17 protein-coding genes and 1 pseudogene are annotated in these 21,136 nt (G+C 71.5%); 7 read left to right on the plus strand and 11 right to left on the minus strand.

Annotated features, from left to right (window positions below):
- The 5 genes and pseudogenes from E1287_RS33990 to E1287_RS44185 form a co-directional block, all read left to right on the plus strand.
- Positions 1–318, plus strand: a pseudogene (locus E1287_RS33990) (hypothetical protein); the annotation flags it as partial.
- On the plus strand, positions 315–1,052 hold the full coding sequence (locus tag E1287_RS46025; RefSeq protein ID WP_243719617.1) for a hypothetical protein: 738 nt from the start codon (positions 315–317) through the stop codon (positions 1,050–1,052). The pseudogene E1287_RS33990 and the gene E1287_RS46025, both read left to right, overlap by 4 nt.
- Positions 1,045–1,701: a hypothetical protein gene (locus E1287_RS34000; protein ID WP_131969380.1), complete on the plus strand. Its 657-nt coding sequence runs from the start codon at positions 1,045–1,047 to the stop codon at positions 1,699–1,701. Before E1287_RS46025 ends, E1287_RS34000 begins: the two co-directional genes overlap by 8 nt.
- The gene (locus E1287_RS34005; protein WP_243719618.1) at positions 1,698–4,796 is read left to right on the plus strand and encodes a chromosome partitioning protein ParA; all 3,099 of its coding nucleotides are present in this window, start codon (positions 1,698–1,700) and stop codon (positions 4,794–4,796) included. The genes E1287_RS34000 and E1287_RS34005 overlap by 4 nt, the downstream gene beginning before the upstream one ends.
- Positions 4,797–4,829: 33 nt before the next feature.
- Entirely contained in the window at positions 4,830–4,967 is a 138-nt protein-coding gene (locus E1287_RS44185; RefSeq protein ID WP_165969330.1) for a hypothetical protein, read from the plus strand.
- A gap of 40 nt (positions 4,968–5,007) precedes the next feature.
- On the opposite strand, the gene E1287_RS34010 is transcribed toward E1287_RS44185, so the two are convergent.
- Genes E1287_RS34010 through E1287_RS34045 form a run of 8 tightly spaced genes read right to left on the minus strand, consistent with a single transcriptional unit; the run spans position 5,008 to position 13,551 of the window.
- Positions 5,008–5,868 carry an ATP-binding cassette domain-containing protein gene (locus E1287_RS34010; protein ID WP_131969381.1) on the minus strand — a complete coding sequence of 287 codons (861 nt, stop codon included), beginning with the start codon at positions 5,866–5,868 and terminating at the stop codon, positions 5,008–5,010.
- On the minus strand, positions 5,865–6,998 hold the full coding sequence (locus E1287_RS34015; protein ID WP_131969382.1) for an ABC transporter permease: 1,134 nt from the start codon (positions 6,996–6,998) through the stop codon (positions 5,865–5,867). The genes E1287_RS34010 and E1287_RS34015 overlap by 4 nt, the downstream gene beginning before the upstream one ends.
- Entirely contained in the window at positions 6,995–7,984 is a 990-nt protein-coding gene (locus tag E1287_RS34020) for a sugar ABC transporter substrate-binding protein (RefSeq protein WP_131969383.1), read from the minus strand. Before E1287_RS34020 ends, E1287_RS34015 begins: the two co-directional genes overlap by 4 nt.
- Before the next feature lie 45 nt (positions 7,985–8,029).
- Positions 8,030–9,880 (minus strand): 3D-(3,5/4)-trihydroxycyclohexane-1,2-dione acylhydrolase (decyclizing), encoded by a 1,851-nt coding sequence (gene iolD / locus E1287_RS34025; protein WP_131969384.1) that lies wholly within the window; start codon positions 9,878–9,880, stop codon positions 8,030–8,032.
- The gene (gene iolB, locus E1287_RS34030; protein ID WP_131969393.1) at positions 9,877–10,737 is read right to left on the minus strand and encodes a 5-deoxy-glucuronate isomerase; all 861 of its coding nucleotides are present in this window, start codon (positions 10,735–10,737) and stop codon (positions 9,877–9,879) included. Before iolB ends, iolD begins: the two co-directional genes overlap by 4 nt.
- Positions 10,737–11,666 (minus strand): 5-dehydro-2-deoxygluconokinase, encoded by a 930-nt coding sequence (gene iolC, locus E1287_RS34035; RefSeq protein ID WP_207934631.1) that lies wholly within the window; start codon positions 11,664–11,666, stop codon positions 10,737–10,739. Before iolC ends, iolB begins: the two co-directional genes overlap by 1 nt.
- On the minus strand, positions 11,666–12,463 hold the full coding sequence (locus E1287_RS34040) for a TIM barrel protein (RefSeq protein WP_243719619.1): 798 nt from the start codon (positions 12,461–12,463) through the stop codon (positions 11,666–11,668). The genes iolC and E1287_RS34040 overlap by 1 nt, the downstream gene beginning before the upstream one ends.
- A 59-nt stretch (positions 12,464–12,522) precedes the next feature.
- Complete coding sequence (locus E1287_RS34045) at positions 12,523–13,551, minus strand: Gfo/Idh/MocA family oxidoreductase (protein ID WP_131969387.1); 1,029 nt, start codon at positions 13,549–13,551, stop codon at positions 12,523–12,525.
- Positions 13,552–13,727: 176 nt separating this feature from the next.
- Between E1287_RS34045 and E1287_RS34050 the strand changes: the two genes are divergently transcribed.
- Positions 13,728–15,332 (plus strand): nitroreductase family deazaflavin-dependent oxidoreductase, encoded by a 1,605-nt coding sequence (locus E1287_RS34050; RefSeq protein WP_131969388.1) that lies wholly within the window; start codon positions 13,728–13,730, stop codon positions 15,330–15,332.
- A gap of 8 nt (positions 15,333–15,340) precedes the next feature.
- Here the strand turns inward: E1287_RS34050 and E1287_RS34055 are convergent, their stop codons facing one another.
- A complete protein-coding gene (locus E1287_RS34055; protein WP_243719620.1) occupies positions 15,341–15,826 on the minus strand; it encodes a VanZ family protein in 486 nt (161 codons plus the stop codon).
- A gap of 173 nt (positions 15,827–15,999) precedes the next feature.
- Entirely contained in the window at positions 16,000–18,396 is a 2,397-nt protein-coding gene (gene lon, locus E1287_RS34060) for an endopeptidase La (RefSeq protein WP_131969390.1), read from the minus strand.
- Positions 18,397–18,925: 529 nt separating this feature from the next.
- Here lon and E1287_RS34065 point away from each other — a divergent pair.
- On the plus strand, positions 18,926–20,194 hold the full coding sequence (locus tag E1287_RS34065; RefSeq protein WP_243719621.1) for an MFS transporter: 1,269 nt from the start codon (positions 18,926–18,928) through the stop codon (positions 20,192–20,194).
- A gap of 655 nt (positions 20,195–20,849) precedes the next feature.
- Here E1287_RS34065 and E1287_RS34070 read toward each other — a convergent pair.
- On the minus strand, positions 20,850–21,136 hold a 287-nt coding region (locus E1287_RS34070), incomplete at its 5' end, for a GNAT family N-acetyltransferase (RefSeq protein ID WP_131969391.1).

Genomic DNA, 21,136 nt, shown 5'->3' on the forward strand with positions numbered 1-21,136 from the left:
ACACCCCCGCGCCCGGCCCCGCCCCGCCCGTCCGTGCCCGACCTGGGGCTCTCGGGCGACGCGGGCTCGGACACGACGGCCATGGAACGGCTCCGCGGCATCGCCGAGCAGGTCCTCCGGGGCCGCGACCGGATCGCGGTCGAGGACGTCCTCGCCCAGGACTGGACCACCGCCCGCCGCGTCCTCGCCGACCTGTCGTCCGCTCATCTGCATCCCGAACTCCCCTACCGGCTCGTCTGGTCGGACGGTCTGACCGTCCGCCCGCACGGCTCCCCCACCTGGGTTTCCCCCGGCTGGTTCGAGAGGACGGGCCAGTGACCGCCCCCGCGACCGGCGGCGACAGCCCGCCCGCGGGTCGCCCCGATCCGCATGTGCTGGGGCGGGCCCGTGCGCGCGTGCTTGGGGCGCCGTCCATCGCCGTGTCCGAGCCCGTTCCGCCCGGCGCGGTCGGGGCGACGGACGGCGTCCGCGTCTGGCTGCTCCCGGAGTGGCCGGACGGTGCGACGCCCGCGCTGCTGGAGGAGTACGAGACCCCGCCGATGCCGCTGGACCGCGCTGGTCAGGCGCGCCGCGTCCTCGCCGCGGCGCTCCGCTGCTGCTGGCCGCGCCTCGACGACGCACCGTGGCCCGGCACTCGGGCCGCGGTCGCGGGCGTCCTGGACGTGTACGCGAACATGACCCGCGGCGACACCGACCTGGCCCGCCGCTGGGCCACCGGCGAGCTGCGCCGCCTGTCGGACACGGGCTGGCTGCTCCTCGACGAGTCCGCGGGCGCCGTCCGCCCGGGCCCCCGGGTCGCGCTGTGGTCGGAGGGTTCGCTCGCGTCGCTGCGGGACCTCCTCCGCCGCCTCCCCGAGCCGCCGCGCCCGGACCTCGAACCGCCACGCCCGGACGCCGAACCGCCGCGTCCGGACGCCGAACCGGAACCTGCACCGGCTGGATCATCAGCACCTCCTGCTAGCCCTCACCTGTCATCCGACCCTGCCGCAGCCCCGACCTCGGCCGCCGAAAATTCCGAACCTGTGGATAACTCGGAGGCCGGCGATGAGTGAGCTGTTCGAGGGGATCTTGCGCTCGTACGACGAGCGGCGCCGGGCGGACCTGGTCGCGGCCTACATGGCGGTGGAGCACGCGGCCGAGCCGGTGTCGGAGGTGCGGTTCGCGGCGCTGCGGGAACCGGCCCTCCGCCGGACGGTCGAGCAGTTGCTCGCGCTGAGCGGCCGGACGCTGGTCCGCTCCGAGCAGACACGGTGGATTTCCGGATACCGCGACGATGTCGCCGCCGAACTGGCACGAGACCCCGAATGCGTCCTACCGGTGCAGGAACGGGCCGTCCTGACACTGGTACTCATCCACTCGGTGGCCATTCCCCGGGCGGCGGGGTCGCTGGCGGACGATTCGTGGCTGTCGCCCTACCCGACGCCCATGGACGAACTGCGCCGCCGCACGCAACTGCCCCTTGGGGAACTAGAAACGTCGCTGCGCAAGCTCCGGCTAGCGGGCCTGGTGTCCCAAGTGAAGGCGGGCGCAGACGAGGCAGGCGGATTCGTCCCGGGCCCGCAGTTCCACCGGCTGACGGACGCGGCACGACGCCGCCTGCAGGAGGAGCTGATCCTGGCCGCCGGTCCCGATTCGCCGCTCGCGGCGGCGATCCGGGCGCGCCGCAGAGGCCGGGAACGCGATCAGGGGGAGAACACATGACGGCCGTACTCGAACCTGGCCGCGCAGAATCGCTGGTGCCGGAGCCCGCACGCGGCGACGCCGAGAACGTCGTCGGCGACCGGACGCTGGTGGCCGTGCAGGCGGTGAACATCTCGCGGCTGTCCACGCATCCGGTCCCGACCGTCCCCGGGACGCTGATCGTGGTCGCCGGGCAAGGACCCAAGGACTCCAACGGCGCGGGCAAGTCGTCGTTCATCGCCGCCATCACCGCGCTCCTGGGCGACGAGCAGTGGCGGTTCGCATCGGGTGCACGCGCAGTGGCGGAGCTGCTTTTCAACGCCGAACTGGCGGCGCAGGGCGACAGCCAGTGGGCGAGCGCAGACCACGGATACATCGTCGGTGTCTTCGACTACACCGAGCCCACGGAGGAGGACGGCGAAACTGCGCTCACCGTATGGCTGCGGGTGAACGTGGACGCGCCGCACCTGGAAATCCGCTGGCGGCAGGGCGTCCACCTGGCGGCGGCTCCGTCCGAGGCCGATCGCGTGTCGCTCGCCGACCGGCTCTGGGCGGGCCTACCACGCAGCGCCGGACGCCGCGATCTGGTCGCGAAGGACCTGTCCCGCGCCCTCTACGGCGGGCAGGTGCGGTGCGTGTCGTTCCTGTCGACGTCCGTACGGTCGAAGGTCGCGACAAACCTGCTGTCCCAGCCGCTGAACGAGATTCCCCCCGAGCGGATCTTCAGCGCGATCGCGGCGCTGACCGGGCTGGACCGGGAGCTGGAGGCAGAGCGCAAGTCCCGCGCGGAGGAGCACCGCGAACGCGCCAAGGCGGCGGAGGCAGCGGAGCGGCTCACGGAGTGGGAGCGGGAGGCGGCGGCGCTGCTGAAGACGTTCGACCGGCGCGACCGGGCCCGCGACGAGGTGGCGGGGGCGCTGCGGCACTGGCGGACGCGCCACGCCCGCCTCCTGGTGGACGCGGCAGAGGCCGACGCCGCGCACGCCGCCGAGCAGGAACGGCTGCGCGCCGAGAGCGACGAGCTGGCCGCCGCCGCCAAGGCCGCAGAGCGGGAGATGGAGCAGCTCACCGGCGGTGCCCTGGACGCACAGTTGACCGAGGCTGGCGCGGCCCTGGCCGAGCTGAAGGGCCAGGTGGACGAGCTGGGCGCGGACAAGGCCGTCGCCCGAAATCGCCTAGACGAGCTACGGCGACGCGTCTCCTCGCTGGAGGAACGGCAGCGGGAGGCAGACGGACGCGACGGCGAAAAGGCACGCGCCGAACTGGCCAGGGCAGAGGCACGACGTGACGAAGCCCAGCAACAGCTGGGAATGGCCAAGGGCGCTGTCGCGCGCGCGCAACGATCCCTGGCCGAGGCTGAGGCGGGTGAGGGCAGCGCACCCGCGCAGATCCGCGCGCTCACCGCCAAGGGCATCGCCGCTGTCGGGCTTCTGGATGCGGTGGAACTGGCCGAAGACGTACGGGAACGCTGGGAAGCCGCTCTGTGGCCGTACAGGGAGGCCGTCGTCGTCGGGACGGACGACCTCGACGCCGCCGTCGCCGCCCTCAAGGAGATGCCCGGCTCGACGATCGTCCCCGCAGGCGGCGACAGCGGCCTCCCTGAAGGGATCAGCTGCGAGCAGTCGCTGGGACGTTTCTTCGCCTTCCTCAACGACGACCCCGAGACGCCATCGCAACGACGGCCCGTCGTCATTGTGGGCGGGTTCCCCGACCCGGTGACCGGACGCGTAGCGCGCGTGCAGGCGGCACGGGCCGCGCTGGAGGCCGCGCAGGAATCCCTAGAACAAGCGCAACAGGCCACGTCCGACGCCGCCGCCGACGTGGCCCTCGCTGGCCGGCGCCTCGCGGGCGCGCGCGCAGCCGACGAACTGGACGGCGTCCGCGAGACGATGACGGGGCTGCGCGGACGGCTGGAAGAACTGGCGGCCGGTGAGTCGCGGCTAGGCCCGCGCCTGGGATCAGCGGAGCAGACGCTGCGGCGCCTCCAGGCAAAGGCCGACACGCGCGCGCTGGAAATCGACCGGCTGCGCGGACGCCGCGAAGCGCACGAACGCGAACGCGACAAGCTCCGGCGCGCATCGTCCGAGCTGGCCGACAAGCGCGCCGCGCTCGGCCTGGACGCCCTGGAGAAGGACTGGGGCGGCACCCGCGAGGGCGCTGCGGAATGGCTCTCCGGCCTGGACGACGACGAATCCACATGGACGCCCGCCGAATGGTGGCACACCGCTGAGAAGCACCTGTCCGAGGCACTCCGCCGCGTGTTCCCGGATGGTCCGTCCGATGACGACATGCCGGAGGAGATCCGGTTCCTACTGCGCGAACGCGCCGACGGCGAGGGCCGCCGTACGGACCGCGAACAGGCGACGTTCCCGCGCCTGGTGAAGGCCGTGGAAGCGTATCTGCGCCAGCAGGAGGACTACGAGAAACACCAGCGGCGGCAGATCGAGGTGCAGCTCTCGGCGCGCCGCGCCGATCTGGAGAAGGCGCAGAAGGGCGCGACGGAGGCGGCGGGCGCAGCGGAGGCGCACCGCACGGCGCTCACCGCCGCGATCCGCGCCCGCCTGCAGCGCGTGTCGGACGAATTCGAGAAACTCGACGTCGCCTATGGCGGCTACGGCGCGACGCTGGAATTTCCCACCCCGGAGCAGCCCGCCGACCCCGAGCAGGAGTGGCGCTGGCGGGTCACGCCGAAATGGCGGCGCTCGGACGGGCAGCGGTACGTCCCGTACAACCGTCGTGCGAATACAGCGCTCATGGACGAAAAGGCCGTCAAATTGGTGTGCGCGGCTGCACTGGCAAGCTCCGGCGGAGGCCGCCTCTGCCTCGTCCTAGACGAGCTTGGCCGCAATCTGGGCAAGGAGCACCGAAAAGAGGCCGTCGCGCTGTTCCGCAAAATCGGTGAGACGCACGGCATCACCGTGATCGGCGCCTTGCAGGACGACATGGAACCGTACGCGATCGACGCGTGCGGCCAGTACGTGAAGCTGCGCCGCTCGTCCGACACGATGCCGTACAACGAGCCGCCGGTCGTCGTCGGCTACGACGAGCACGAGGCGCGCGTCCGCAAACTCGCGGAACAGATCACCGCGGCCCGTCCGCCAGAAGAAACCGGATGAAAATGGCGAATTGATCGGGCAAGATTGCGCCCCATGCGCGTCGACGAGCTCCTGACCGAGATCGAGCCGCTGCCGTTCAAGGAGCGGTGCGGGCCAGCGCCGCTCATCAGCAGCGTCTCCTACGGACCCTCGATACCCGATCCCAATCCGACACGGCCTTTGTTGTCATGAAGTTCGTGCCACCCCGAGTCACCGGAGCGGTGTCCACTGGTCAGTCTTCGGTTAGGCCTAGGTGTTCTGCCTCCTTTGTCAGTTGTCTTGCGGTGGTGGACGAGCCTGCGGAGTCGAGTTCGTGGGCCAGTTCCTCCAGTTCTCTGCCTCCGGCCATGAGGGCGGTCAGTTCGTCGCGGGTGATCTCGGACTTGGCGTGGTAGCCGATGCTCTGGCCGCGGTTGAGGATCAGGAAGCGGTCGCCGACCGGGTAGGCGTGGTGCGGGTTGTGGGTGATGAGGATGACCGCGAGGCCGCGTTCGCGGGCCTGGACGATGTAGCGGAGCACGACCCCGGCCTGCTTGACGCCGAGGGCGGCCGTGGGCTCGTCCAGGACGAGGGCCTTGGCGCCGAAGTAGACGGCGCGGGCGATCGCCACGCACTGCCGCTCGCCGCCGGAGAGGGTGCCGATGGGCTGGTCGACGTCGCGCAGGTCGATGCCCATCGCGGCCATCTCGCCGTGCGCCGTCCTGCGCATGAACTCGATGTCGAGGAGGCCGAAGCCCTTGCGCTTCTCGGAGCCGAGGAAGAAGTTCCGCCAGACCGGCATCAGCGGGACGACCGCGAGGTCCTGGTAGACGGTCGCGATGCCGCGGTCGAGGGCCTCGCGGGGTGAGCCGAACGCGACCTCCTCGCCCTGCACCTCGTAGGCGCCGGTGTCGTGGCGGTGCAGCCCGGCGACGATCTTGATGAGCGTGGACTTGCCCGCGCCGTTGTCGCCGAGCACGCAGGTGACCTCGCCGGCGGACGCCTCCAGGCTCACGTCGCGGAGCGCGATGACGTTGCCGTAGTTCTTGCCGACGCCGGTCAGCCTGATCAGCGGCGTCTCCGGCGGCGGCGCCGTGCCCGTCGTGCCCGTCATGACGACCGCTCCACTCTGCGCCGGACGATCAGGTTCACCACGGTTGCGATGAGCAGCATCGCGCCGAGGAAGAACCGGAACCAGTCCGGGTTCCACTCCGCGTAGACGATGCCCTTGTTCGTCATGCCGAAGATGAACGCGCCGATCGCGGCGCCGATCGCCGACCCGTAGCCGCCGGTCAGCAGGCACCCGCCGATGACCGCGCAGATGATGTACAGGAACTCGTTGCCGACGCCCTCCCCCGATTGGACGGTCGCGAACGCGAACACCAGGTGCATCCCGGAGAACCAGGCGCAGAACGCGACGCCCATGAACAGGCCGACCTTGACGCGGGCGACCGGGACGCCGACGGCGCGGGCGCTGGCCGCGGAGCCGCCCGCCGCGAAGATCCAGTTGCCGGTCCGGGTGCGCAGCAGGATCCAGGTCGCGATCGCGACGAACAGCAGCCACCAGAACACCGTGATCTTGATGTCGAGGTCGAGGACGCCGTCGAGCCCGATGGCCTCGACGGCGCCGAGCACGTAGACGGTGTCGAGGACGTCCAGCACGTTGACGTCGGACGCGAAGATCCAGCGGGCGCTGCCGAAGCCGTCCATGTCGCGGACGGAGTCGCTGGCGACGTTGCCGGTGAGCGCCTTCGTCACGCCGAGGTTCAGCCCGGCGAGCATGAAGAACGTGGCGAGGGTGATGATGAAGCTCGGCAGCTTCGTCCGGACGTAGAGCAGGCCGTTCACCATGCCGAGCGCCAAGGTCAGCACGAGGGAGATCACGACGCCGGCCCACACGTTCAGCGTGAACTGGTAGGCGGTCAGCGCGGCGATCAGCGCCGCGGACGTCACCATCACCCCGGCGGACAGGTCGAACTCGCCGCCGATCATGAGCAGCGACACGCCGACCGCCATGATCCCGTACGTGGAGGCGGCGTACAGGACGGTGGAGAACGACCCGGCCTCCAGGAACGCGTCCGCGACGATCGAGAAGAACGCGAACAGCGCGACGGCGCCGAGCAGCGCGCCGAGCTCGGGGCGGCCCAGCAGCCGCCGCAGAAGCGACTGCCGGGACAGGCGCTCGTCCGGGCCCGGCTTGGCCACCGGCGGCTCCGCCAGCCCCGATGACGCCGCGTGGGTCATCGTGTCCCCCGGTTCGCGAACGCCTCCAGCTGCCCCGCGTTCTGCTTGGTGACGATCGCCGGGCCGGTCAGCACGGGACGTCCGCCGCCGAGGACGTTGCCGTTGTTCCGCAGCAGCCACAGCTGGTCGACGGCGCCGTATCCCTGCAGGTAGGGCTGCTGGTCGACGGCGAACACGATGGCGCCGGAGGTGATCGAGGCGATGAGGTCCTTGTTCAGGTCGAACGTCGCGACCTTGGCCTTGGAGCCGGTCTCCTTGACCGAGTCGACGGCGGTCGCGGCGAACGGCGCGCCGAGCGTGAGGATCCCGTCGACGCCGTCGTCGGCCTGGAGCTTGGCGGTGATGGACGACTTGACCTCCGGCATGTTCGCGCCCTGGACGAACAGGTTCTCCATCTGGCCGCCGAACGTCTTCTTCGCGCCGGCGCAGCGGTCCTCCAGGCCGACGTTGCCCTGCTCGTGGATGACGCACAGCGCCTTCTTCGAGCCGATCCTGGCCAGCTCGGTCCCGGCGGCCTCGCCGGCGATCGCCTCGTCCTGCCCGAAGTGCGCGATCGCGCCGAGCTTGGCCGACTCGCCCTGCCCGGAGTTGATCGAGACCACCGGGATCTTCGCGGCGGCGGCGCGGGCCAGGACGTCCTTCATCGCGTCGGGCTTGGCGAGGGTGACGACGATGCCGTCGACCTTCTTGTCGATGGCGGCCTGGACGAGCTGAGCCTGCTTGCCGCCGTCCGGGTCGGCGGAGTAGAGGAACTCGACGTTGTCCTTGGCGGCGGCCGCCTTGGCGCCCTTCTGCACGATGTCCCAGAAGGTGTCGCCGGGGGCGGAGTGGGTGACCATCGCGATCTTCAGCCGCGGGCCGGCGCCCTCCGGGGCCTCCTCGGACTTCTTGCCGCCCTCACTGCTGCAGGCGCTCAGCGCCAGGAGCGCCGCGGCGGCCAGCACCGCGAGTCTCCTGGACGTCCCACGCGCGAAAACGCCTCTCATCGGATGCTCTCCGTTTCTCCCCGAGTGGTCGGTCAGAGGAGTTGATCACAGATGGTGGCGGCGCGCGCGCCGATCCGCCTCATAGCGGGCGCGGGCCTCCCTGGTGGAGTCCAGCGCCGCCACTTCCGCGACCGGGACGTCCCACCATGCCGCACTGTCCGGGGGGCCTGCCAAGGGGTTCGTCTCAATGTGGATAACCGTGGTCCGCGCGGCCTTCCGCGCCTGGTGGAGCGCTTCCCGCAGGTCGTCGAGGGTGGCGGCGCGGACGACGTCGGCGCCGAGGCTGGCGGCGTTCGCGGCGAGGTCGACGGGGAGCGGGTCGCCGTCGAGCCCGGTGGCGGTGCGGGCGCGGTGGCGGGTGCCGAACCGCTGCGCGCCGACCGATTCCGACAGGTTCCCGATCGAGGCGAACCCGTGGTTCTGGACGAGGACGACGATCAGCTTGATCCCCTCGGCGACGGCCGTGGCCAGTTCCTGCGCCATCATCAGGTACGAACCGTCCCCGACCAGGACGAACACCTCGCGGTCCGGCGCGGCCATCTTCACGCCGAGCCCGCCCGCGATCTCGTAGCCCATGCAGGAGTAGCCGTACTCGACGTGGTAGCCCTTGGGGTCGCTGGCCCGCCACAGCTTGTGCAGGTCGCCCGGCATGGACCCGGCCGCGCAGATCACCACGTCCCGTGGCCCGGTCTCCCCCTGGACGGCCCCGATCACCTCGGACTGGGTGAGCGGCGTCCTGCCCTGGGAGGCGAAAGCAATGTCCACCTTGGCGTTCCAGTCGGCCGTCAGGGTCCTAGCTTCGTCGCGGTAGGTCTGGGCCACGGTGTAGCCGTCGAGAACCGCGTTGAGCCCTCTGAGGCCTTCCCTGGCGTCGGCGACGACGGACGCGCCGCCGAGCTTGACCGCGTCCGGACGGGCGACGTTGATGTTCACGAACCGCACGTCCGGGTGGGCGAACAGGCTGCGGGACGCGGTCGTGAAGTCGCTGTAGCGGGTTCCTATGCCGAGGACCACGTCCGCTGTGCGGGCGAGTGCGTTCGCGGCGGTCGTGCCAGTCGCTCCTATGGCGCCGACAGAGCGTTCGTGGTCCCAGGGCAGGGAGCCTTTGCCCGCTTGGGTCTCGGCCACTGGGATGCCGGTGCGTTCGGCGAACGCGCGCAGTTCGTCGGTCGCGTCGGAGTAGATGACACCGCCGCCCGCCACGATCAGCGGACGCTCACCCGCTTCCAACACAGCGGACGCTTCTTCCAACGCGGCAGGTTCCGGCAGCGGACGCGGAATGCGCCACACCCTGCGAGCGAACAGTTCGTCCGGCCAGTCGTACGCCTCAGCCTGGACGTCCTGGGGCAGCGCGAGGGTGACCGCACCGGTTTCAGCCGGATCGGTGAGCACCCTCATCGCCGCCAGCAACGCGCTCGGCAACTGTTCGGGACGATTGATGCGGTCCCAGTACTTCGACACGGGCTTGAAGCAGTCGTTGACTGATACGTCGTAGGAGCGGGCGTCCTCCAGTTCCTGCAAGACCGGGTTGGCAACACGGGTGGCGAAGATGTCGCCGGGCAGCAGCAGGACAGGGAGCCGATTGATCGTGGCCAGCGCCGCACCGGTCACCATGTTGGTCGCGCCGGGTCCGATGGACGTGGTGCAGGCGAAAGTGGCCATCCGGTCGTTCATCCGGGCGAATCCAGAGGCGGTGTGCACCATCGCCTGTTCGTTGCGCGCCATGTAGTAGGGCAAGTCGTCGGCGTGCTCCAGCAGGGCCTGCCCGATGCCTGCGACGTTGCCGTGCCCGAAGATGCCGAAACAGCCCGCGAAGAAGCGTCTCTCTGCCCCGTCCCGCTCGCTGTACTGCGCCGCCAGGAAGCGGACCACCGCCTGCCCGACCGTGAGCCTCATGACCGTCCCTCCGCCGAGGTGAGCGGCAGGCGCGGATCGACCGGCTGCCCCGCCCAGGTGCCGCGGATCCATGCGTGCGCCGGGTCGTCGCAGATCCGCCAGGCGCGCTCGTCCGCCGGGCCTGCCATCACGTTGAGGTAGTAGAGGTCGTGCCCTGGCGCGGCCATGGACGGGCCGTGCCAGCCATACGGAATCAGTACCGCGTCACCACTGCGCACCTCCGCGAGCACGTCGATCGGGCGCCCCGGCGACCCGTACACCCGCTGGTAGGCCATCCCGGACTCGCCCGCCACCTCGAAGTAGTAGATCTCCTCCAGGACGGCCTCGTCCGGCGTCTCCTCGTCGTGCTTGTGCGGCGGGAACGACGACCAGCATCCGCCGGGCGTCAGCACCTCGCACGCGATCAGCTTCTCGGCGAAGGGAAAGCCCTCGGGCGTGCCGAAATTGTTCACCTGGCGGCTCGCGGCACCCGCTCCCCGCAGTTCCACAGGGACGTCCTCTGCCGGGCCGTAGCGCGGTGCCAGGCGCGCCTCGCATCGGGCCCCCGCCAGCGCGAACCGTCCACTGCCCCGCACTCGTACGCGCGCGTCGCGCGGCACGTAGGCGAAATCGCTGACCCGGCTGAAGACGTCGTCTCGCCCGGCCAGCTCGAACCGCTCCCCGTCGCACTCGACCGTGCACGACCCGGACAGCGGCAGCACGATCGTCTCGAACTCGCCCGTCGCGAACTCGTGCGAGCCACCGGCCGGCAGCTCCAGCACGCGTAGCGCGGAGTAAGCCCAACCGGCCGACTCCGGTGTCACGGCCAGCGCGTACGGCCCCTCAGCGGCGGTTCCGGCGGGCAGGTGGTGCTTCATCACGCACGCTCCAGGAGTTCCTCGACCTCGTCCTGCGCGGGCATCGCGTCGGAACAGGCGATGCGGGACGCGACGAGGGCCCCGGCGGCGCCCGCGAACCCGATGAGCCGCCGCAGGTCCCACCCGGCCAGAAGGCCGTGGCAGATCGCGCCGCCGAACGCGTCCCCCGCACCGAGCCCGTTGACGACGTCGACCTTGACCGGGGGAACCTCCACCATCTCGGTGGACGTCGCGGCGAGCACGCCGTCCGGGCCCATCTTCACGATGGCGAGTTCTGGGCCGCGTTCCAGGATCGCGCGGGCGGCGGCGCGCGGCTCCCGCTGCCCCACTGCGACCTCGCACTCCTCCAGGTTTCCGACGGCGACGGAGGCGTGTTCCAAGGCGAGCCCTGCCCAGTGCGGTGCTTCGCTCGGGTCGTCCCAGAGCATCGGACGGTAGTCGAGGTCGATGACGGTCTGCCCTGGGTGTTCGGACAGCGCGGACAGGGTGGCCGAACGGCTCGGCTCCTGCGACAGGCCGGTGACGGTTCCCCACATGATCCGGGCCTCGCGGATCGCCTCAAGGTCCAGTTCGTGGGTGTAGATCTCCAGGTCGGGGGCCTTGGGATAGCGGTAGAAGTACAGCGGGAAATCGTCCGGCGGGAAGATCTCGCAGAAGGCCAGCGGAGTCGGCAGCCCGGGAACGGCCGTGACATACCTGTCGTCTACGCCGTAACCCTGGAGCGCCTTGCGGACGAACCGTCCGAACGGGTCCTCGCCAGTACGGGTGATGACGGCGGCGCTACGTCCATACCGTGCCGCCGCCACGGCGACGTTGGTGGGACTGCCGCCGAGATACTTGCCGAACGACTCGACGTCCTCCAGCGGCACGCCCACCTGGTCCGGGTAGACGTCGACGCTCACCCGTCCCATGGTGATGAGGTCGAACATCATCGGGCCGCTCCGGCGTGGAAGGCGAGGAAGTCGAGGCTCCTGCGGACGTCGCCGTACGGTCCGCCGCCGTCTGCGGGCTCTTCGGTCAGGACGGTGTCCTGCTCCATCACGTACCAGCCTTCGTAACCGGCGTCCTCCAGGGTGCGGATGATGCCGGGGATGTCGATGTCGCCGTCCCCGAGCGGTCGATACAGACCGTCGCGCACCGCGTCCGTGTAGGCGACCTCGCCGTTGAGCACGCGCCGGGCAAGACCCACGTCCACGTCTTTCAGATGGACGTGCGCTATGCGCCGCGCTGCGAAACGCGCCAGCCACACCGGATCTGTGCCCCCGACCAACAGATGCCCCGTGTCCAGGCACAGCGGAACGTTGCTGCCGTCCAGGACGCGCTCGACCTCCGCACGTTCTTCCACGACCGTCCCTACGTGCGGATGCAGGGTGACCAGACGGCCGCGCGCGGCCGCCCTCAGCGTGATCGCATCCAGGTTGGCGAGCAGGGTCGTCCACGCCTCCCCGTCCAGTTCCGGCCGCCCGTCGTAACCGTCGCGCCCAGTGGCGGCGGCGAGCACCAGGACGCCGTCGACGGCGTCCAGCACCCGATCTATCGACGGCAACGGGTCGGACGCCGGATCGTGCAGGACGACCGGAACGAACGCACCCACGAGCCCCAGCCCGTAGGACGCCAGCAGTTCCTCCCTGGCATGCGCGCCGTCCGGCAGGAAACCGTCCGGACCCAGTTCGGTGGCGGCGAGGCCAAGGTCGCGCATCTCGCCGAGCACCCGTGCGGGCTCCATCTGGTGGCCCCACCCAGGCACCTCGCAAACACCCCAGGAAATCGGTGCGCCCGCGACCCTCATCGCCGCACCTCCCCCGTCCCGACGACGCGGCCCTCACGCAGGGACAGCTCGCACGCCTCGGCCAGGTAGAACGCCTCCAGGGCCTCCTCAGGCGGGCATGGGTTGCCGCGCCGTCCGGCCACCACGTCCACAAAGGCGCGGAGTTCAGCATCGTAGGCGTCGGCGAAACGTTCCATGAACCCGCTGTAGGCGGCCCTAGGCTCCTCGCCCCGTTCGGGCAGCGCGGTCGCGGGCGTACGGTCGTCCAGGCCCGCGACGATGCTGTCCTTGGACCCGAACAGCTCCAGCCGCGAGTCGTACCCGGCGGCGTTGTAGCGGGTGGCCGACACGACGCCGAGCGACCCGTCGTCCAGGACGAGCAGTGCCGATCCGGTGTCCACGTCGCCGCACTCGCGGAAGAAGTCGTCGCCCCGGTTGGCTCCCGCGGCCATCACGCGGACGACCTCGCGTCCCGTCACGAAGCGGATGAGGTCCAGGTCGTGGATGACGCAGTCGCGGAACAGCCCGCCGGAGGTCGGGACGTACTCGGCGGGTGGCGGCGCCGGGTCGAAGCTGCAGGAGCGGACGGTGTGCAGCCAGCCGAGGCGGCCGGACGCCAGCGCCTCGCGCGCCGCCGCGTTCCCGGCGTCGAACCTGCGCTGGAAGCCGACCTGCACGGGCACCCCGGCGGCGGCCGCCGCCGCTACTGTTTGGAACGTTCCATCAGTGTCCGACGCGAGCGGTTTCTCGCAGAACACAGGAATCCGCGCGGACACCGCCCGCTCCACCAGGCAGGCGTGCGCGTCGGTGGCCGCCGCGACGATCAGCCCGTCCAGGCCGGAGGAGAACAGGTCCTCGACCGTGTCCACCGCCGTGACGCGGCAGGCCGAGGCGGCGGTGGACGCCGGGGCCAGGCGGGCGGCGAGATCGCGGGCGCGGCGCGGCTCCGCGTCCGCGACGACCAGGGTCTCTACCTCGGGCAATGCGCACATGGCCGCGGCGTGGCGCGCCCCGATGCGCCCCGCGCCGGCCAGACCGATCCTCATTGATCCCCTCCCGGTCGGCGGTAGGTGAGACACGAGTGTGCTGGAGCGTTCCAGCATCGTCAACGAACGAGGGAAGCCTTATCGGCAATGGAGGTGTCCGAAAACTCGGCGGTTACTCGCGGACGGCGCAGCGCGCCGGGTGTCGCCCGTTCAAACCAAGCGCTAGTTTGTCCGACATGCGGGTCTTCGTCACCGGCGCCTCGGGGTTCGTCGGGTCTCACACGGTCGCCGCGCTCCTGGCCGCCGGGCACCGGCCGCGCGCCCTGGTCCGCGACCCCGGGAGGACGGCGAAGGTCCTGGGGGCGATCGGCGTCGCCGCCGAGGACGTGGAACTCGTCCCCGGCGACATGCTGGACGCGGACGCGGTCTCCGAGGCGCTCGAAGGCTGCGACGCCGCGATCCACGCCGCCGCCGCGATCGGCGTGACCGGCGCCCGCGGCCGAGGCGGGGCGGCCGGCGGCCCGCTCGACCTCGTGGACGTCAACGTGCGCGGCACCCGGAACGTGGTCGGCGGGGCCGTCGCCCAAGGGCTGAGCCCGGTGGTGCACGTGTCGACGGTCGCGGTGTTCGTCCCGCCGTCCGCGCAGGTCATCACCGCCGGCGGCGCCCTCGCGAGCCCGCGCACCGGCTACGGCGGGTCCAAGCTGGCCGCCGAGCGGTACGTGCGCGGCCTCCAGGACGACGGCGCGCCGGTCACGATCGTCTACCCCGGCGGCGTGTGCGGTCCCCACCAGCCCACGCTCGACGCGCTCATGGAAGGGCTCGCCGCCGCGCTCGGCAAGGTGTGGCCACTTCCGGGCGGCGGCGTTTCGGTCATCGACGTCCGCGACCTCGGCGAGGCGCTGGCACGTTCCGTCGCGGCCGGGCAGCCGCCCAGCCGCTGGGTGCTCGGCGGCCACTACCTGACGTGGCCGCAGTACGCGGACCTCTGCGACCGCCTCACGGGCGTGCGGTGCCGGCGCGTCCGCGTCCCGAGCCGCCTGATGCTCGGGCTCGGCTCGGCGCTGGACGCCGCCAAGCGCGTCCGCGACTTCGACTACCCGCTCACCCGCGACGCCGCCGAGTTCATGGTCACGCTGGTGCCGACCGACGACCGTCCCATCCTGGACGCGCTGGACCTCACGCCGCGTCCCGTCGAGGAGACGGTCGCCGACGCGCTGCGGTGGCTGGCGGAGAGCGGCCACCTCGGCCCCCGGCGGGCCGGACGCCTCGCGAACCCGCCCCCGCCACCGCGCCCGGCCGCGCCCACGTCCAGGCCCACGTCCACGTCCCGCATCGAGGAGCAGCCGGTGCCGACCATCGTCCAGCGCGTGTTCGGCCCGGTCTTCCAGCGGATCTCGGGCGCCGAATGGTTCTCCAGGGTGGGGCCCAAGGTCGTCCCGCCCATCGACCGGACGCTGCACAGGCTCACCGGCGGCCGCTTCCTGCTCGGCCAGCTCCTCGTCCCGAGCCTGGTCCTGACGACGACCGGCGCCGTCAGCGGCCTTCCCCGGCGGACCCCGCTCGCCTGCCTCCCCGAACAGATGCCGGACGGCGGCTGGTACGTCGTCGGCTCCAACTTCGGCCGCGAAAAGCACCCCGCCTGGACGGGCAACCTCCTCAAACATCCCGAAGCCGAGGTCAGTTTCCAGGGACGTACCATTCCCGTCACGGCCCACCTGCTGGACGACGAAGAACGCACCGCGATCTGGCCCCGTCTAATAGCCGTCTGGCCCGTCTACGACCGCTACGTGGAACGCACGACACGCCAATTGAGGATTTTCCGCCTCACCCCGCGCTGACAGTTCGCTCAGGGGCCGCGAAGCGATTTCGAGAGGCGGCGGCCCAGGAGGAGATACGCGATCAGGACTCCGATGACGTTGAGGATGACATCGTCGATGTCGAAGGCCCGTCCGATGACGAAAGCGCCCTGGACCGTCTCGATGGCCAGCGAGAGAACGCCGGTCAAGAGGGCCAGCCGAATGGGGCCGCGGAGGGTCGTCCAGACGATCGGGAGCAGCACGCCCAATGGCATGAGGAGCATCAGGTTGCCGCCGATCTGGAAGACGGCGTCCTTGGTCGGACGGTCCAGATAGAAGCGGAGAGAACGGCCCGGGTCGGTGTTGCCGCCCGCTTGGCCGCGGTCGCGGACGGGCGTCAGTGTCAGTTTGAATGCGAAATAGAAGAAGACGCCGAGACCGCCCAGCGCCACCGTCACCACGACGACGCGGAGGGCCACGACGTACCAGGGAACTTTCTGGTCCGGCGTCGCGCGTTGCCACATTTCTGCGAACACCCGGCGCTTGCTCCCCGCTGCGTGACCGGACATTCACGCCCGTGGATTACGGAACGGCCGAATCGGCGGTTAATGTCGGTCGCCCGCACCGGGCATGCCGAACGCCCCGCGCCGGAAACGCCGAACGCCCGCGCCGGAGCGGAAGCCCAGCGCGGGCGTTCGGGTGCGGGCGATCAGGCGGCGATCGCCGCGGTGGCCGACTCCAGGGCCAGGTCCAGCACCTCGCGGACGTCGCTGACGGTGAAGACCGTCAGCTTCTCCAAGACCTCGTCCGGGACGTCCTCGAGGTCCGGCTCGTTGCGCTTGGGCACGATCGCCGTGGTGATCCCGAGCCTGGACGCGGCCAGCAGCTTCTGCTTCAGCCCGCCGATCGGCAGGACCCGTCCGGTCAGCGAGACCTCGCCGGTCATCGCCACGTCCGAGCGGACCGGGCGGCCCGACAGCAGCGACGCCAGCGCGGTCGTCATCGTGATGCCCGCGCTCGGGCCGTCCTTCGGGATCGCGCCCGCCGGGACGTGGACGTGCACGCCGCGGTCCTTCAGGTCGCCGACCGGCAGCTCAAGCTCGGCGCCCCGCGACCGAAGGTAGCTGAGCGCGATCCGCGCCGACTCCTTCATGACGTCGCCGAGCTGCCCGGTGAGCGTCACGCCGGTGTCGCCGGTCTCCTTGTCGGCCAGCGACGCCTCGATGTAGAGGACGTCGCCGCCCGCGCCCGTCACCGCCAGGCCCGTCGCGACGCCGGGGACGCCCGTACGCCGCTCGTTCCTGCTCAGCTCGACCTCCGGCGTGAACCTCGGACGGCCCAGGTAGTCCTTCAGGTCGCCCGCGCCGATGGAGACCGGCAGCGTCGCCTTCTCCAGCGCCACGTTCGCCGCGACCTTCCGCAGCACCCGCGCGATCGACCGGTCGAGGGACCGGACGCCCGCCTCCCGCGTGTACTCGGCCGCCAGCAGCCGCAGCGCGTCGTCGCCGAAGCCGACCTCGGACGCCTCCAGCCCCGCCTTGTCGAGCTGGCGCGGCAGCAGGTGGTCGCGGGCGATCGTGACCTTCTCGTGCTCGGTGTAGCCGTCCAGCTCCACCAGCTCCATCCGGTCCAGCAGCGGCCCAGGGATGGCCTCCACCACGTTCGCGGTGGCGAGGAACAGCACGTCGCTCAGGTCGAGCTCGACCTCCAGATAGTGGTCCCGGAACGTGTGGTTCTGCTCGGGGTCGAGGACCTCAAGCAGCGCCGCGGTCGGGTCGCCGCGGTAGTCGGCGCCGACCTTGTCGACCTCGTCCAGCAGGACGACCGGGTTCATCGAACCGGCCTCCCGGATGGCCCGGACGATCCGTCCCGGCAGCGCGCCGACGTACGTGCGGCGGTGGCCGCGGATCTCGGCCTCGTCCCGGACGCCGCCCAGCGCGACCCGCACGAACCTGCGTCCCATGGCCCGCGCGACCGACTCGCCAAGCGACGTCTTGCCGACGCCAGGAGGCCCGGTCAGCGCCAGAACCGCACCGCTCCTGCGTCCGCCCACGACGCCCAGGCCGCGCTCCTCGCGCCGCTTGCGCACGGCCAGGTACTCGACGATGCGCTCCTTGACGTCGTCGAGCCCGGCGTGGTCGGCGTCCAGGATCTCCCGGGCGCCGCCGATGTCGTAGGCGTCCTCGGTGCGGTCGTTCCACGGGATGTCGAGGACGGTGTCCAGCCACGTCCGGATCCAGCCGCCCTCCGGCGAGGCCTCGGACGACCGCTCCAGCTTGTCGACCTCCTTCAGCGCCGCCTCGCGCACCTTCTCGGGCAGGTTCGCGGCCTCGATCCGCGCCCGGTAGTCGTCCTCCTCGTCGGCGGGGTCGCCGTTCAGCTCGGCCAGCTCCTTGCGGATGGCCTCCTGCTGCTGCCTCAGCAGGAACTCCCGCTGCGTCTTCTCCATGCCCTCCTGGACGTCCTTGCGGATCGTCTCCGCGACGTCCAGCTCCGCGAGGTGGTCGCGCGCCCAGCCGATCACCAGCGTGAGCCGCTCCACCACGTCCGGGGTCTCCAGGACCTCGATCTTCTGCTCGTCCGACAGGTACGGCGCGTACCCGGCGTTGTCGGCCAGGGTGGACGGGTCGTCGATCTGCTGGACGATGTCCACGACCTGCCAGGCGCCGCGCTTCTGCAGGATCGCGCTGACCAGGCTCTTGTACTCCTTCGCCAGCTCCTGCGCCCGCCCGGAGTCCGGCGGCGTCTCGATCAGCGTGCCCTCGACCCACAGCGCGGCGCCCGGCCCGGTCGTCCCGGTGCCGATCCGCACCCGCTGCACGCCGCGGACGACCGCCCCCGGCTCGCCGCCGGGCAGCCGCCCCTCCTGCTCGATCACGCCGAGCGTGCCGACACCGGCGTACTGCCCGTTCAACCGGGGCACCAGCAGCACCCGCGGCTTGGCCGCCGACCGGATGCCCGGCCCCTTGGACTGCGCCACCGCCCGCGCGGCCTCGATGGCGGCGCGCACCTCGCCGCTCTCGGACAGGTCCAGCGGCACGACCATGCCGGGCAGAACGGCCCCGTCGTCCAGGGGCAGCACCGGCAGCGTCAGGGTCTCGCTCATGCTCAGCTCCAAGTCCGTTAGTAGGCCCAACCGTAAGTTGAGTCACCTACACTCAAGAAAACGGAGCAAGATTTTGTTTCCGCAGCAACGTTCGCTCTAAGCGATCAACCCCATGACGAGCCGCCGGGCTCGTCAGGGCTCGCGGGACGAAAGGCGACGCCAAGCCGCTCCGCCAGCGCCGTCACGGCGCGGGAGGTGCGGGGGCGGGCTCGTCGAGGGCGTGTTCCGCCAGGGCGTCCAAGATGCCGGAAAAATACGTTGCGGGACGGCGGGGGTTGTGCCAGCGTCGCGCGGGACGTTTCGGTTCGGGAGGCTCGTAATGCACCACCTGGTTCTCGGCACGACGACGACGGACGCCTCGGCCTCGGAGCGCGCCACGGCCTGACCGGCCGGTCACGGCCTGACCGGCCGCCTGATCCACGCGCTCCTCGACGCCGAGGCGAGCCCGCGCAGGGGAATCGCCCCTGCCGTCCTCGCCCGCGCTGCCCTGCGAAGCATGCGGGCCCGCGTCGAATCTCATGGAGCGTCTGTGTCCTCTTCCGTGGCGTCCGCGGACGCGCGGTCCGGCGGCCTCAGCCGCCGGATGATCTTCATTCTGGCTCTGACCTGCGGCGTCGCCGTGGGGAACATCTACTTTCCGCAGGCGGTCAGCCCGCTCGTCGCGTCCGGTCTCGGCGTCTCGCCGGACGCGGCCGCGCTGGTGGTGACCGCGGCGCAGTTCGGGTACGCGGCGGGGAACTTCCTGCTGGTGCCGCTCGGCGACCGGCTCCCGCACCGGCCGCTGATCGCCGTGCTGCTCGGCGTCACCGGGATCGGGCTGCTCGGCGCGGCGGGCGCGAGTGGGCTGCCGAGCCTCGTCGGGGCGAGCGCGCTGGTCGGGGTGACGACCGTGGTCGCGCAGGTGATCGCGCCGATGGCGGCCGGGCTCGTGCCGGACGACCGGCGCGGCGCGGTCATGGGGGCGCTGATGTCCGGGTCGATCGGCGGCATCCTGCTGGCCCGCACGTTCGGCGGGATGATCGGCGAGTGGCTCGGCTGGCGGGCACCGTACCTGGTGGCCGCGGTCGTCGCGCTGTGCATCGCGGCGGCGCTGGCGTTCGCGCTGCCCACGACCGTCCCCCCGTCGCGGCAGCCGTATCCGGCGCTGCTGGCCGAGCCGCTGCGGCTGCTGCGCCGCGAGCCCGAACTGCGGCGCACCTGCGTCTACCAGGCGACGGTCTTCGGCGGCTTCCAGGCCGTGTGGACGGGCGTCGCGCTGTTCCTGACCGGCCCCGAATACGGTCTCGGCGCGCAGGCGGTCGGCGTGCTGGCCCTGGTCAGCGCGGCCACCATGCTCTGCGCACCGCTCGCGGGACGGCAGGTGGACCGGCGGGGCTCCGACCCGGTCAGTCTCGTCGTCATGCTCGGGACCCTCGCGTCCGCGGGCGTGCTCGCGTTCGGCGGGCTCGGCGGCGCGGCCGGGCTCGTGGCCCTCGCCGCCGGGACGCTCCTGCTGGACGTGGCGATGCAGTCCGGCACGATCGCGAACCAGGCCCGGATCTTCGCGCTGCGCCCGGACGCCCGCGGCCGGATCAACACCGCCTACATGACGTGCTCGTTCCTGGGCGGGAGCACCGGGTCCTGGCTCGGTGCCGCGGCCTACGGCAGGTTCGGCTGGACGGGCGTCTGCGCGCTCCTCGCCGCGCTGGGGGGCGCGGGCCTGGCCCGCCATCTCCTGCGTCGCGGCGGTGTGGCGGCGGAGGCGGAAGAGGCGGCCGGGAACATCGCGGGCAATGCCGGGGCAAAGTCCGGTTCTTGATCACGATTCTTTGCGGCGGGCGCGGTTTACGTCCGCATGACGTGCGGGTACTTACCGCAACGAGATCGTGACTATGAGTGAATGAAAGATCATCGGGGCGGCAAAGGCCCAGGTGACGACGCGGGAGGGGGCCCGGATGCACCGTACTGAGCGTGAGACCGGCACGGCCCCCTTCGTGCATGGCCCGGTCCGTACGGCCGAGGGCGTCCACGGCTCGTCCCACCGCGGCAGGCGCCCTCCCCCAACGGGCGCCGCGACGGGGACGCCCGGCGGCACACCTCGGGTTCTCGGCCGTACCGGACCGGCCGGGCCGCCGCCCGCGAACTCCCGCCACCCCCGGGCCCCGGTGCCGCACACCCCCGCGGCGCCGGCGTCCCCCATGGCCGGGCCGGCGGCATCCTCCAGCTGTGCCGCCGGCCCGGCCCCGGACATCCGGGCGCCTCGACGGCGTCCTCCCCCGTCCGCCGGACGGGTCCCCCGCCCGGCCCGCAGTGGAAGGGAGGTGGGAATCGGTCCTCAGCACCGACCGGCGTCACGCCGGTGAAACCCAGGCGGCCGGTACTCCGTCCGACCCCCGTCCCGGCCGCCTGCGCAGCACATCAAGGGATCGCTGCGGAGCCGGGCCCGTGGAGGCGCGAACGCCCCACGGGCCCGGTCACAGCTTCTTGCGCCAGACCTGCCCGTGGACCACGTCCCCGAAGCGCTCCGCCGGGGGCTCTTCCTCCTCCAGGACGAACCCGGCCCGTTCGTAGACGCGGTGCGCCGGACGCTGGAGCGCCGTCGTCCACAGCATCATCTCCGTGTATCCCGCGTCGGCGGCGAAGCGGACGCACTCGCCGACCAGCGCGGCCCCGACGCCCAGGCCGCGGGCCTCGGGCTCGACGTGCAGCAGCCGGAGCTGCGCGACGTCGTCGTCGCGGCGGACGCAGAACACCCCGCCCA

Source organism: Actinomadura sp. KC06 (genome assembly GCF_004348735.1).
In the GTDB taxonomy this organism is placed as follows: domain Bacteria; phylum Actinomycetota; class Actinomycetes; order Streptosporangiales; family Streptosporangiaceae; genus Spirillospora.

Coding starts and splice junctions, on each gene's coding strand:
- E1287_RS34000 (WP_131969380.1), top strand. CDS start 1,045: ATGAGTGAGCTGTTCGAGGGGATCTTGCGCTCGTACGACGAGCGGCGC.
- E1287_RS34005 (WP_243719618.1), top strand. CDS start 1,698: ATGACGGCCGTACTCGAACCTGGCCGCGCAGAATCGCTGGTGCCGGAG.
- E1287_RS44185 (WP_165969330.1), top strand. CDS start 4,830: ATGCGCGTCGACGAGCTCCTGACCGAGATCGAGCCGCTGCCGTTCAAG.
- E1287_RS34010 (WP_131969381.1), bottom strand. CDS start 5,868: ATGACGGGCACGACGGGCACGGCGCCGCCGCCGGAGACGCCGCTGATC.
- E1287_RS34015 (WP_131969382.1), bottom strand. CDS start 6,998: ATGACCCACGCGGCGTCATCGGGGCTGGCGGAGCCGCCGGTGGCCAAG.
- E1287_RS34020 (WP_131969383.1), bottom strand. CDS start 7,984: ATGAGAGGCGTTTTCGCGCGTGGGACGTCCAGGAGACTCGCGGTGCTG.
- iolD (WP_131969384.1), bottom strand. CDS start 9,880: ATGAGGCTCACGGTCGGGCAGGCGGTGGTCCGCTTCCTGGCGGCGCAG.
- iolB (WP_131969393.1), bottom strand. CDS start 10,737: ATGAAGCACCACCTGCCCGCCGGAACCGCCGCTGAGGGGCCGTACGCG.
- iolC (WP_207934631.1), bottom strand. CDS start 11,666: ATGTTCGACCTCATCACCATGGGACGGGTGAGCGTCGACGTCTACCCG.
- E1287_RS34040 (WP_243719619.1), bottom strand. CDS start 12,463: ATGGAGCCCGCACGGGTGCTCGGCGAGATGCGCGACCTTGGCCTCGCC.
- E1287_RS34045 (WP_131969387.1), bottom strand. CDS start 13,551: ATGAGGATCGGTCTGGCCGGCGCGGGGCGCATCGGGGCGCGCCACGCC.
- E1287_RS34050 (WP_131969388.1), top strand. CDS start 13,728: ATGCGGGTCTTCGTCACCGGCGCCTCGGGGTTCGTCGGGTCTCACACG.
- lon (WP_131969390.1), bottom strand. CDS start 18,396: ATGAGCGAGACCCTGACGCTGCCGGTGCTGCCCCTGGACGACGGGGCC.